This window comes from Streptomyces sp. NPDC050416 (genome assembly GCF_044458845.1).
GTDB lineage: Bacteria > Actinomycetota > Actinomycetes > Streptomycetales > Streptomycetaceae > Streptomyces.
Map to the genome: position 1 here is coordinate 950,129 of NZ_JBITII010000001.1, position 11,893 is coordinate 962,021.

General features: G+C 71.5%; 10 protein-coding genes. 2 read left to right on the plus strand and 8 right to left on the minus strand.

The window, feature by feature from the left end:
* Window positions 1-72: 72 nt before the first annotated feature.
* Window positions 73-918, minus strand: coding sequence for an inositol monophosphatase family protein (locus ACIBL4_RS04275; protein WP_399406309.1), 846 nt, complete (start codon window positions 916-918; stop codon window positions 73-75).
* Window positions 919-1,035: 117 nt separating this feature from the next.
* Window positions 1,036-2,862 (minus strand): gamma-glutamyltransferase family protein, encoded by a 1,827-nt coding sequence (locus tag ACIBL4_RS04280; RefSeq protein ID WP_399406311.1) that lies wholly within the window; start codon window positions 2,860-2,862, stop codon window positions 1,036-1,038.
* Window positions 2,863-2,950: 88 nt separating this feature from the next.
* Here ACIBL4_RS04280 and ACIBL4_RS04285 point away from each other — a divergent pair, with 88 nt between their 5' ends.
* On the plus strand, window positions 2,951-3,652 hold the full coding sequence (locus ACIBL4_RS04285) for a lysostaphin resistance A-like protein (RefSeq protein WP_399406313.1): 702 nt from the start codon (window positions 2,951-2,953) through the stop codon (window positions 3,650-3,652).
* A gap of 19 nt (window positions 3,653-3,671) precedes the next feature.
* Here ACIBL4_RS04285 and ACIBL4_RS04290 read toward each other — a convergent pair whose 3' ends face one another.
* Window positions 3,672-4,181 (minus strand): DinB family protein, encoded by a 510-nt coding sequence (locus tag ACIBL4_RS04290; protein ID WP_399406315.1) that lies wholly within the window; start codon window positions 4,179-4,181, stop codon window positions 3,672-3,674.
* Between the two features lie 200 nt (window positions 4,182-4,381).
* Between ACIBL4_RS04290 and ACIBL4_RS04295 the strand changes: the two genes are divergently transcribed.
* Entirely contained in the window at window positions 4,382-5,050 is a 669-nt protein-coding gene (locus tag ACIBL4_RS04295) for a hypothetical protein (protein ID WP_399406317.1), read from the plus strand.
* A 31-nt stretch (window positions 5,051-5,081) separates the two neighbouring features.
* On the opposite strand, the gene ACIBL4_RS04300 is transcribed toward ACIBL4_RS04295, so the two are convergent.
* From ACIBL4_RS04300 to ACIBL4_RS04320, 5 genes are all read right to left on the minus strand, one after another.
* Entirely contained in the window at window positions 5,082-6,608 is a 1,527-nt protein-coding gene (locus tag ACIBL4_RS04300) for an NCS1 family nucleobase:cation symporter-1 (RefSeq protein WP_399406319.1), read from the minus strand.
* A 135-nt stretch (window positions 6,609-6,743) separates the two neighbouring features.
* Window positions 6,744-7,766 carry a TIGR03842 family LLM class F420-dependent oxidoreductase gene (locus ACIBL4_RS04305; RefSeq protein ID WP_399406321.1) on the minus strand — a complete coding sequence of 341 codons (1,023 nt, stop codon included), beginning with the start codon at window positions 7,764-7,766 and terminating at the stop codon, window positions 6,744-6,746.
* Window positions 7,767-7,777: 11 nt separating this feature from the next.
* The gene (gene hydA / locus ACIBL4_RS04310; RefSeq protein ID WP_399406323.1) at window positions 7,778-9,181 is read right to left on the minus strand and encodes a dihydropyrimidinase; all 1,404 of its coding nucleotides are present in this window, start codon (window positions 9,179-9,181) and stop codon (window positions 7,778-7,780) included.
* Between the two features lie 121 nt (window positions 9,182-9,302).
* A complete protein-coding gene (locus ACIBL4_RS04315) occupies window positions 9,303-10,145 on the minus strand; it encodes a nitrilase-related carbon-nitrogen hydrolase (RefSeq protein ID WP_399406325.1) in 843 nt (280 codons plus the stop codon).
* 155 nt (window positions 10,146-10,300) lie between these two features.
* A complete protein-coding gene (locus ACIBL4_RS04320) occupies window positions 10,301-11,866 on the minus strand; it encodes a PucR family transcriptional regulator (protein WP_399406327.1) in 1,566 nt (521 codons plus the stop codon).
* Window positions 11,867-11,893: the final 27 nt, after the last annotated feature.

The following is an 11,893-nucleotide window of genomic DNA, read 5'->3' on the forward strand; positions in this document are numbered from 1 at the left end:
CGCGGGGGGAATCGCGCGGAAACGGCACCCGGAGCGCCCCTTGGGCGACGGGGGGCGCACGGTCCGTGACATTCAGTCTGCGCTCGCCAGCAGTGCCGCCACCCGGCGGGCCGTGGCCGCGTCGCGGGCCGCGGTGAAGGGGAGCTCGTTGCCGCCCGTGATGCGGAACGGCTCGCCCGAGCGGGTCAGGTGGGCGCCGCCCGCCTCCTCGACCAGGAGCAGACCGGCCGCGTGATCCCACGCGGCCTCCCAGGAGAAGGCCACCGCGTCGGACTCGCCCCGCGCGATGGCCAGGTACTCGAGTCCGGCCGAGCCGCACGCGCGCGGTGCCACGCCCTCGGTGCGCAGGCCGAGCAGGGCGCGCTTTTGGTCGTCCGTCGTGTAGTCCGGGTGGGAGGTGGCTACGCGCAGGTCCCGGCCGGGCTCGGGCACACCGGCGAACAGCCGCTCTCCCCCGAGGTAGGCGCCCTTGCCCCGCTGGGCGGTGGCGAGCTGGTCGCGGGCGGCGGCGTAGGTCCAGGAGGCGAGCAGGGTGCCGCCGTGGGCCAGCGCGACCAGGGTGCAGAAGGCCGGTTCGCCGCGCACGAACTGCCGGGTCCCGTCGACCGGGTCGACGATCCAGACGGGGGCGTCGCCGCGAATGGCCTCGTAGGACGCCGGGTTGGCGTGGACCGCCTCCTCGCCGACCACGACCGAGCCGGGCAGCAGGGCGCCCAGTGCCTCGGTCAGATACAGCTCGGCCTTGCGGTCGGCGTCCGTCACCAGGTCGTGCGGGCCGGCCTTCTGGTCGACCTCGTGTGCGGCGAGGCGGCGCCAGCGCGGCATGATCTCGGCGGCGGCCGCGCTGCGGATCGCCTCCTCGACGTCGGAAGCGTGCCGGGCGAGAAACTCTTCGATGGTTTCGGTGCTGTCGATCACCCCTCCATCACAACACGCGGCACTGACAATCCCCACCCGCCCGGCGCACTCCGGGTGGCGTCACGATGAACAGCGACGGCGCCGCGCGGGCTCCACGGCCAGGGGGACTCAGCGGTTTCACCGCCCGACCGCGTAGCCCTGCATGCCGCGCGGGTTCGCCGCCGCCGACAGGACGCCCGTCTCCGGGGCCCGCGCGACCGCGCAGAGCCGGCCCTCCGACCAGGGGCCGCCCACGGTCACCTGGTGGCCGCGCCGCCGCAGCTCCTCGACGACGGCCGGGTCCGTGCGCGACTCCACGGTGACGCTCCCCGGGCGCATGCCGCGCGGGTAGAAGGAGCCCGGGAAGCTGTCGTTGTGCCAGTTCGGGGCGTCGATCGCGCCCTGGAGGTCCAGGCCGCCGCGCACCTCGGCGCGCAGCGCGACCGCGAGGAAGAAGTGCAGCTGCCACTGGTCCTGCTGGTCCCCGCCCGGTGTGCCGAACGCCATGACGGGCACGCCCGCGCGCAGGGCGATCGAGGGCGTCAGCGTGGTGCGGGGGCGGCGGCCGGGGGTGAGGGAGTTGGGCAGGCCCTCCTCCAGCCAGGTCATCTGGAGCCGGGTGCCGAGCGGGAAGCCGAGTTCGGGCACGACGGGGTTGGACTGGAGCCAGCCGCCGCTGGGTGTGGCCGAGACCATGTTGCCCCAGCGGTCGACGACGTCGAGGTGGCAGGTGTCGCCGCGGGTGGTCCCGTCGTCGCCCACCTCCGGTTCGCCGGGCACGGGGGACGTGGGGCTCTTGGCGACCGTCGGTTCACCGACGCCCAGGGCGTCGAAGCCCTCCAGGGCGGTGGCCGCCACGCGCGCGTGCGCGCACAGCCGCGGGGTGCGTCCGCCGGGGCTGCCGGGCCGCAGGTCGAGACCGGCCCGCTCGCCGACGAGAGCGCGGCGGTCGGTGTTGTACGCGTCGGACAGCAGGTCGTCGAGCGGCACGTCGGCGGCGTCCCCGTACCAGGCCTCCCGGTCGGCCATGGCGAGTTTGCAGTTCTCGACCAGCAGGTGGACGTAGTCGGCGGAGCCGTGGCGGGGCAGCTCCGGCGGGAGCAGGGCGAGCTGCTGGAGGAGGACCGGGCCCTGGCTCCAGGGGCCCGGCTTGCACACGGTCCAGCCGTTCCAGTCGTACGACACCGGTGTCTCGCAGGTCGCGGACCAGCCGGCGAGGTCGGCGGCCGTGAGGGTGCCGGTGTGGCGTTCGCCGCTGGTGTCGAGGGTGGGCTGCCCGGCCTGCCGTACCAGGGCCTCGGCTATGAAGCCGCGGCGCCACACCTCCCGCGCGGCCTCGATCCGGGCCTCCCGGTCCCCCGCCCCCGCGGTCTCGGCGAGCAGGCGCTTCCAGGTGGCGGCGAGCGCGGGGTTGGCGAAGGGCTCGCCGGGACGCGGGGACTTGCCGCCGGGCAGGTAGACGTCCGCCGACGAGGTCCATTCCGTCTCGAACAGCTCGCGTACGGTCTCGACGGTCTCGCCGACGCGTTCCACGGGCGGGTGCCCGTGCTCGGCGTATCCGATGGCGTACTTCAGGACGTCGGCGAGGGACTTGGTGCCGTGGTCGCGCAGCAGCAGCATCCAGGCGTCGAACGCGCCCGGCACGGCGGCGGCGAGCGGCCCGGTGCCGGGGACGAGGTCCAGGCCGAGGCCCCGGTAGTGCGCGACCGTCGCCCCGGCCGGTGCGACGCCCTGTCCGCACAGCACCCTTACCTCGCCGCCGGCCGGCGCGAGCAGGATCGGCACCTCGCCCGCCGGGCCGTTGAGGTGCGGCTCGACGACGTGCAGCACGAACGCGCCCGCCACGGCCGCGTCGTAGGCGTTGCCGCCGTCCTCCAGGACGGCCATGGCCGACTGCGAGGCGAGCCAGTGCGTGGAGGACACCATGCCGAAGGTGCCCTGGAGGGTGGGGCGGGTCGTGAACATAGGGCCTCTCATCTCGTTCACCTCATTGGCGGTGATCTCCCTTCCCTACCCGGGCTGACGGAGCGGATGGCGGGATGCTGGTGACACCATGCGGATGTTCTGTGTCCTCGCCGTCCTGGTGGCCGCGAACCTGCTCAACAATTGGCTCGCGCCCGGCGCCTACGTACCCACCTGCGTGGCCGCGGCTGCCGCGCTGCTGCTGATCGCCCGGTGGGACGGTCTCACCCGAGCCGATCTCGGGCTCGGCCCGGCTGCCCTGCACCGGGGACTGCGGTGGTCAGCGGTGCTGGTGGGAGCGGTTCTCGCCGTTTTCCTGGTCGGGCTCGCTCTGCCGGCCACGAGGGAGGCGTTCGAGGACGAACGCGCCACCGGCCTGACCGAGGGGGAACTGCTGTGGCGAGTGTTGATCCGGGTGCCGGTCGGCACCGTGCTGCTGGAGGAGATCGCCTTCCGCGGCGTCCTGTGGGCCATGGTGCGGCGTCGGCACGGTCCTGCCTGGGCCACCGCGGTGTCGTCAGTGCTGTTCGGGCTCTGGCATGTGCTTCCCTCGCGCGGGCTGAGCCGGGCCAACGAGGCCGTGGCGGTCCTGGGCACGGGACCGGCGGGCACCGTGCTGTCGGTCGCGGCCGCCGTGGTCGCCACGACCGCGGCCGGGGTCGTCCTGTGCGAGCTGCGGCGCCGGTCCGGGAGTCTGCTGGCGCCCGCTGCGCTGCACTGGGCCCTCAACGGCTTCGGCTACGTGCTGGCCTGGGCCGTACCTCGGTGGAGGGGCGCGGGGGACATGCTGTGAACGTCGGACAGTGCCCGCGTCAGCCGTGGGATGTCGTGCCGCCGAGGACCTGCTCGCGGAGGATGTCGGCGTGGCCGCAGTGCTGGGCCAGTTCGCGCAGTGTGTGGAGGTAGACCCAGCGCAGGGGCAGCGGGCCCCGGCGGTTGCCCAGGAGGAGGTCGTCCAGCGTCAGCTCTGCCGTGGCGCGACGGGAAGCCGCGCAAGCCTGCTGGTAGGCGTGCTGGACCGAGGCGATCGTGTCGTCGTCGCGCAGGTCGAAGGACTCGTCGGGCGAGTCGGGAATGCCGATCTCGGCGCGGGACCGGCAGGTTGTCCCCTCGTCGAACCAGACCTTCTCGACGAACGTGGCGTGCTTGACCAGGCCGAGCAGCGTGGTCTTGGACGTGACGAGTGACCGGCGTGCCTGCTCCTCGGTCAGTCCGTTCAGACTGTCGTGCAGCGCGGAGCGGTGCTCATCGAGGAACGTCTCGAACTGGTCGCGGAGCGTTGCGTGGAAGACGGCGGGTTCCGTGGACGGCTGGAAGACCATGTCCGCAACGATAGGCCGACCGGCTCCTGTGCGACCGGCGCGATGACAAACCACCCAGTGGTCGCCGAACCGACCGAAACCACGACCGTCGACAGTGAGTCACCGTCACCGCGCAGGCACGGAGCGAGTTCGCCCTTCCGCGTCACAGGGAGTCATGTGAAACTGTCGTCCCGTCCGCCGTCCCCCACGAGAAGGGCGCCGTGCGTTCCCTACCTCTGCCCCTGGCCCTGACCGCACGCCTGTCGCCGGTGGCCGTGCTCGCCGCGGCGGGCTGGGCGCTGTCGTCCGGTCCGCTCGCCGCACCGCAGGCCGCCGAGCACAAGCCGGCCGACGAGAAGACCGAGACCCAGTCCGCGTCCGCCCCGTCGACGTCGACGGTGTCGAAGACCTACTCGGCCGCGCCTGCGCCGTGCGAGAGCGTCGCCAAGAAGACGGTCGAGTCGCTGGTGCCGGGTGCCAAGACGGCCGGGAAGGAGATCCCCTCCACGGACTCGGAGGTGCGCCGCACCTGCTCCTGGAACGCGCTCAAGGGGTACGACTACCGCTGGCTCGACGTGTCCTTCGAGGTGATGGAGTCGGACGAGGCGGCCGAGAAGGCCTACAAGGGCCGCACCGAGGAGAGCAGCGGCGGAGGCGCCGTCCCCGGTCTCGGTGACAGCGCGTACTCCATCGTCAACCTCACCACCGAGGACAAGCAGCAGACCCGTGAGGGCCAGGTGTTCGTCCGCGCGTCGAACGCGCTGGTGGTCATCACGTACAACGGCAGTGACTTCGAGTCGAAGAAGGCGCCGAGCACGGACACGATCAACAAGGGCGCGATCAAGGCCGCGAAGGAAGCGGTGGCCGCGCTGGAGGGCGGCAAGGGCTGACCGCCCTCCAGCGTCCGTGACCGTAACCGTGTCAGACGATGGTCCGGTCCCGGCCCCGTGCCGCCATCAGCAGCAGGTACAGCAGCATCGACGTGCCCAGGCCCACCGCCCAGCCGTAGTCCGCAAGATCGGCCAGGGCCGGGACGGGGCGGCCGTCGATCAGCGGCTTGAAGCTGGCGCCGCCGACGGCGAGGACGCCGCCGACCGCGAAGGCGACGACGGCCCGCCAGTTCCAGCCGCCCTCGTACCAGTAGCGGCCGCCCGTGCGGTACAGGTCGGCCAGGTCGAGCCGGGCGCGGCGCAGGATCCAGTAGTCGGCGATGAGGATGCCCGCGACGGTGCCGAGCAGGCCGCCGACCAGCCCGAGCCAGGTGAAGATGTAGCCCTGCGGGTCGGAGTACAGCTTCCACGGGAAGATCAGTACGCCGAGGACACAGGTGGCGAGGGCGCCCGCCCGGAAACTGATCTTCCGGGGCGCGATGTTGGAGAAGTCGAACGCGGGTGAGACCAGGTTGGCCGCGACGTTGACGGACAGCGTCGCCACCAGGACGGTGACCAGGGCGAACAGCAGGCCCACCGTGTTGTCGGTCTTCGCCGCGAGCTGTACCGGGTCCCAGATCGCCTCGCCGTAGACCGCCTGCGAGCCCGAGGTGACCATCACGGAGAGGAACGCGAACAGCGTCATCGTCGTCGGCAGACCGAGGGCCTGCCCCCAGGTCTGCGCCTTCTGGCTCTTGCCGTAGCGGGTGAAGTCGGGGATGTTCAGCGACAGCGTGGACCAGAAGCCGATCATGCCCATGAGGGCGGGTGCGAACAGCTTCCAGAAGTCCGGGCCCCAGCCGAGCTTCGACGGCTGGTCGAACAGCGGGCCGAAGCCGCCCGCCTTGTCGCTCATCCACCACAGCATCACGAACGCGCCGACGAGCACGAAGGGCGCCGCCCAGTTCTCGAAGCGGCGGATGGTCTCCATGCCCCGGTAGATGATGACCACCTGGAGCGCCCAGAAGATCGCGAACGACAGCCACATGGTCCAGGCATAGCCGCCGACCTTCGCCGCGTCCGTCCAGCCGCTGCCGACGAGCTTGCCGGCCAGGAAGAAGATGGCCTCGCCGCCGATCCAGGTCTGGATGCCGAACCAGCCGCAGGCCACCAGCGCCCGTACGACGGCGGGCAGGTTGGCCCCGCGGATGCCGAAGGAGGCCCGGGCGAAGACCGGGAAGGGTATGCCGTACTTGGGTCCGGCGTGCCCGGTGAGCAGCATCGGTATCAGCACGATCACATTGGCCAGGGCGATGGTGAGCACCGCCTGCTTCCAGTCCATGCCGACGGCTATGAGGCCGGAGGCCAGGGTCCAGGAGGCCGTGTTGTGGGCCATGCCGACCCACAGCGCGGAGAAGTTGTACGTGGTCCAGGTGCGCTTCTCGACGGGGACCGGCAGCAGGTCCTCGTTGGCGTAGGCCCCGGTCGGTGCGGGGGCGCCCGGGGCGATCTCCACCCGGCCGTCGGCGAGGGTGACTTGGGTGGTCGGCGGCGGTGCCGTGGGAACGGTGTCGGTCATGGGCCAGGCCAATCGTGGAGGTGGGACGGGAAAGGCCATGCGGGTGACGCCGATGGGGGGTGCGCTCGGGAGCGCCCTGGGCCCCCTTCCCGGGCCGGCGGGAAGGGGGAGATCGAGGGAGTGGTGCGGCGGTGGTCAGCCGTTGACGGCCGGGATGACCCGCGAGCCGTACGTGTCGATCACGGCTTCCTGCGCGTCGTGCATGTCGTAGACGGCGAACTGGTCGACGCCGAGGGCGCGCAGCGCGGTCAGCTTCTCGACGTGCTTGTCGACCGGGCCGATCAGGCAGAACCGGTCGACGATCTCGTCGGGGACGAACTGGGTGTCGGGGTTGTCGGCGCGGCCGTGGTGGGAGTAGTCGTAGCCCTCGCGCGCCTTGATGTAGTCGGTGAGTTCGTCGGGGACGGCGGCGGAGTGCTCGCCGTACTTGGACACCAGGTCGGCCACGTGGTTGCCGACCATCCCGCCGAACCAGCGGCACTGGTCGCGCGCGTGGGCGAGCGCCTCGGGCGAGTCGTCCTCGGTGACGTAGGCCGGGGCGGCCACGCAGACGGTCACCTCGGACGGGTCCCGGCCGGCGGCGACGGCCGCGTCCTTCACGGCCTTGACCATGTACTCCGTCAGATAGAGGTCGGCCAGTTGGAGGATGAACCCGTCGGCCTCCTCGCCGGCCATCTTCAGGGCCTTGGGGCCGTACGCGGCCATCCACACCGGGAGTTCGGCCTCCGGCTTGATCCACGGGAACCGGACGACCGTGCCGCCGCCGAGGTCGGCCTCCTGGCCGCTGCCGAGGGCCCGGATGACCTTCATGGCCTCGCTGATCCGGGCCAGCGTGTTGGGCTTGCGGCCGGCCACGCGCATCGCGGAGTCGCCGCGGCCGATGCCGCAGACCGTCCGGTTGCCGTACATGTCGTTGAGGGTGGCGAAGGTGGAGGCGGTGACCTCCCAGGTGCGGGTGCCCGGGTTGGTCACCATCGGCCCGACCTTCAGTTTCGTGGTGTTGGCCAGGATCTGGCTGTAGATCACGAACGGTTCCTGCCACAGCACGGCGGAGTCGAAGGTCCAGCCGTAGGAGAATCCGTTGCGTTCCGCGCGTTTCATCAGGCTGATCACCCGCGAGGCCGGCGGGTCCGTCTGCAGGACGAGTCCGAAGTCCATCGGCACCACTCCTAGTTGAGGTACTGACAGGTGGAACGCGGGGTGAAGACGCCGTGCCCGGCGTGCCCGGTGTACTCCCGCTCGGTGATGACGGGTACGCCGCGCGAGAGGACCGTCTCGACCCGTCCGGTGACGCGTTTGCCCTCGTACGCCGAGTAGTCGACGTTCATGTGGTGCGTGTCGGCCGACATGACCTGCTCGGCGTGCGGGTCGTAGATGACGACGTCGGCGTCGGCGCCCGGCGCGATGGTGCCCTTCTTCGGGTAGAGGCCGAACATCCGGGCGGGGGTGGCGCAGGCGATCTCGATCCAGCGGCGGCGGGAGATGTGCCCGTCGAGGACGGCCTGGTGGAGCAGGTCCATACGGTTCTCGACGCCCGGGAGGCCGTTGGGGATCTTGGAGAAGTCGCCGCGGCCGAGTTCCTTCTGGCCGACGAAGCAGAAGGGGCAGTGGTCGGTGGAGACGACCTGGAGGTCGTTGGTGCGCAGCCCCCGCCACAGCGCGGCCTGGTGCTCCTTCGGCCTGAGCGGGGTGGAGCACACGTACTTCGCGCCCTCGAAGTCCGGCTCGGCGAGGTTGTCGGTGGACAGGAACAGGTACTGCGGGCACGTCTCGCCGAAGACGGGCAGTCCCTCGTCACGGGCCCGGGCCAGCTCGGCGACCGCCTCCGTCGCCGAGACGTGCACGACGTAGAGGGGTGCGCCCGCGACCTGCGCCAGCCTGATGGCGCGGTGGGTGGCCTCGGCCTCCAGCAGGGCCTTGCGGACCTCGCCGTGGTAGCGGGGGTCGGTCTCGCCGCGGGCCAGCGCCTGCTCGACCAGGACGTCGATCGCGATGCCGTTCTCGGCGTGCATCATGATCAGTCCGCCGTTCTCGGCGGAGCGCTGCATGGCCCGCAGGATCTGGCCGTCGTCGGAGTAGAACACCCCCGGGTAGGCCATGAACTGCTTGAAGGAGGTGACGCCCTCCTCGATCAGCAGGTCCATCTCCTTGAGCGTCTCCTGGTTCACGTCGGAGACGATCATGTGGAAGCCGTAGTCGACGGCGCAGTTGCCCTCGGCCTTGGCGTGCCAGGCGTCGAGGCCCTCGCGCAGGCTGTGCCCGACGCTCTGCACGGCGAAGTCGATGATCGTGGTCGTGCCGCCCCAGGCGGCGGCGCGGGTGCCGGTCTCGAAGGTGTCGGAGGCGAAGGTGCCGCCGAAGGGCAGCTCCATGTGGGTGTGGGCGTCGACGCCGCCGGGGATGACGTACTTTCCGGTGGCGTCGATGGTCCGGTCGGCGGTGAAGGCCTCGGCGGCGGGGGTGCCGGAGGCTGCGAGGGCGGCGATTCGGCCGTCCTCGATCAGGACGTCGGCGTGGATCTCGTCGGATGCGGTGATGACGAGGCCGCCGCGGATGACTGTACGGCTGCTCATGTCGTGGTCGCTCCTCGCAGTGGGTGCGTGCCGGTTGTGGGTGGTTGCTCGCGCGCACGCGGCGGTAGCCGCATATCGAATACAGCCCCGCGCCCCTGAGGACGTTCCCCCAGCGGACGTCCTACGGAGCTGTCAGTGGCCCGTACGTTCCAGGCGCCCGGTCCCTGTAGAACTGCCAGCGGTCGCGGACCTCTCGGAGTTTGGCCATGTCCAGGTCGCGGACGACCAGTTCGGGCTCCTTGTCGCTGGCCACCTCGCCGACGAACTGGGCCTCCGGGTCGACGAAGTACGACGTCCCGTAGAAGTCGTTGTCGCCGTACTCCTCGACGCCGACCCGGTTGATCGCGCCCACGAAGTACTCGTTGGCGACGGCAGCCGCCGGCTGTTCCAGCTGCCAGAGGTAGCCGGACAGGCCGCGCGAGGTGGCCGAGGGGTTGAAGACGATCTCGGCGCCCGCGAGGCCGAGCGCGCGCCAGCCCTCGGGGAAGTGGCGGTCGTAGCAGATGTAGACGCCGACCTTGCCGACGGCGGTCTCGAAGACCGGCCAGCCGCTGTTGCCCAGGCGGAAGTAGAACTTCTCCCAGAAGCCCTGGACCTGCGGGATGTGGGTCTTGCGGTACTTGCCGAGGTAGGAGCCGTCCGCGTCGATCACGGCGGCGGTGTTGTAGAGGACGCCGGGTTGCTCCTCCTCGTACATCGGCAGGACCAGGACGATGCCCAGTTCCCTGGCGAGGGCCTGGAAGCGGCGGACGATCGGGCCCTCGGGGATCTGCTCGGCGTACTCGTAGAAGGCCGGGTCCTGGACCTGGCAGAAGTACGGTCCGTAGAACAGCTCCTGGAAGCACAGGACTTGGGCGCCCTGTGCGGCGGCGTCGCGGGCCGCCTGCTCGTGGACCTGGATCATCGACTCCTTGTCGCCGGTCCAGGCGGTCTGGAAGACGGCGGCACGGATCACTCGGCTCATCGGGACCTCCGGTCGCTCGGTGTGCCGTGAGCCTAGGGAGGGCGAAAGGCGTCGTTGAGTTGCACCGTGTCACGTCTGCGGGCGTGCGGCGTGTCACCGTGTCACTCTGCCGTGAGCCCATGTTTCACCGCCGTTTTCCCAGGTGGTCGGGTGTTTCACTGCTGTTGCGCGTCGTGCGCGAGGAGTGCGATGTGCACCGAGGCGGCCTGCTCGAAGTCGTCGAGGTCCACCCCGAGGCGGACCTGTATGGATTCCAGGCGGCGGTACAGGGCGGGCCGCGAGACGTGGTGGAGCTGGGCGGTCCGGGACTTGTTGCGGCCGGTGGCGAGGTAGGTGCGCAGCACGGACAGCAGGTCCTCCTCGGTCTCGCACAGCAGCCCGTCCAGCTCCCGCTCCGCGAAGGACTGCACGTGCGGGTCGTCGCGCAGCAGGCGGATCAGGCCCCGCAGGTGGACGTCCCGCAGGCGGACGACCGGTGGGAGGTCCAGGGCGGCGACCGAGTCGGCGACGGCGTCCGCCACGTGCCGGGCCTCGCGCAGCCCGGCGGGGACGTCGTCCCAGGCGGTCCGGGGATCGGCCGCGGCGACGACCGTGCGGGCCGGTCCGGACTCGGTGCGCAGCCGGGTCGCGAAGTGCGCGGCGAGGGCGTCCGCGTCCTGGTCGCGCGGGAGGCTGAGGAGTACGGCGGTGGCTCCGTCGGCCAGTTCGGCGACCAGCCCGGGCAGGCCCAGCAGCCGCAGCAGCCGGTCGAGCCGGGGGGTGTCGCCGTCGCGGACGACCAGCGGCACGAAGGTGCGCCGGTTGACGGGCAGCCCCGCCGCGCGGGCCCGGGGCAGGAGTTGCCGCGCCGGTACGACACCGCTGACCAGGTCGGTCAGCAGGCTCTGCGCGGACTGCTCCTCCCAGGAGCAGGCGGCGCCCCCGGCGAGCATGCGGTGCAGGACGAGGGCCTCGGCGGCGCGGTCGGCGAGCAGCCGTCCGGTGGCGGTGTCGCCCCGGTAGCCGCACAGCACGATCCGGCCCCAGCGCTCCCCGCGTCCGCCCAGTTCGGCCCGGATCCAGCCGTCGCCCTCGGTGCCTCCTGCCTGCCGGGCGATGCGCTCCCAGTCGCGCAGTACGTCGTCCACCGCGGGCCGCTCCCCCGCCGTGCCGAGGACGCGGTGGGCGAGGTTGGTGACGACGACCGGGCAGGCGCTGTGCCGGGCGACCTCGTCGAGCAGGCGTTGCAGCGGGGCGCCCGCGGTGATCAGGGCGGTGAGTTCCGTGCGGACGGCCTCGGAGAGGCTGACGGCGGCGAACTTGCGCCGCACGAGCCGTGACTGGACCTCCTCGGTCAGCTCGGCGAAGGGGAAGGGCCGGTGCAGGACGACCATCGGCAGACCGCACCGCTCGGCCGCCCGGCGCATCACGGCCGGTGCGGCGGGGAAGGCGCGGCCGAGTCCGAGGACGACGGCGGAGGCGTCCGCGCGGTGCAGCGACCGGACGTACTCGGCCTGTTTCTCCTCGTCGCCGGCGAGCAGCACCCCGGTGGTGAGGACCATCTCGCCGCCGCTGAGCATCACGCCGACGTCGGCGGCCTCGGCCACGTGCACCCAGCGCACCGCCCGGTCGAGATGGCTGGCGCCGGCCACCACCTCGGGCTCCCCGGCGAGCACCCGCTCCAGGGTGAGGACCTGCCGGACCGACAGCGCGGGTTCCAGGGAATCCAAGGTGATGGTCATGGTGCCGTTCCCTTGTTCAGTTCACTG

Bases quoted from the DNA above. Each gene is read 5' to 3' on its own strand.
- ACIBL4_RS04280 (WP_399406311.1), bottom strand. From the start codon at position 2,862: ATGTTCACGACCCGCCCCACCCTCCAGGGCACCTTCGGCATGGTGTCC.
- ACIBL4_RS04285 (WP_399406313.1), top strand. From the start codon at position 2,951: ATGCGGATGTTCTGTGTCCTCGCCGTCCTGGTGGCCGCGAACCTGCTC.
- ACIBL4_RS04290 (WP_399406315.1), bottom strand. From the start codon at position 4,181: ATGGTCTTCCAGCCGTCCACGGAACCCGCCGTCTTCCACGCAACGCTC.
- ACIBL4_RS04300 (WP_399406319.1), bottom strand. From the start codon at position 6,608: ATGACCGACACCGTTCCCACGGCACCGCCGCCGACCACCCAAGTCACC.
- ACIBL4_RS04305 (WP_399406321.1), bottom strand. From the start codon at position 7,766: ATGGACTTCGGACTCGTCCTGCAGACGGACCCGCCGGCCTCGCGGGTG.
- hydA (WP_399406323.1), bottom strand. From the start codon at position 9,181: ATGAGCAGCCGTACAGTCATCCGCGGCGGCCTCGTCATCACCGCATCC.
- ACIBL4_RS04315 (WP_399406325.1), bottom strand. From the start codon at position 10,145: ATGAGCCGAGTGATCCGTGCCGCCGTCTTCCAGACCGCCTGGACCGGC.
- ACIBL4_RS04320 (WP_399406327.1), bottom strand. From the start codon at position 11,866: ATGACCATCACCTTGGATTCCCTGGAACCCGCGCTGTCGGTCCGGCAG.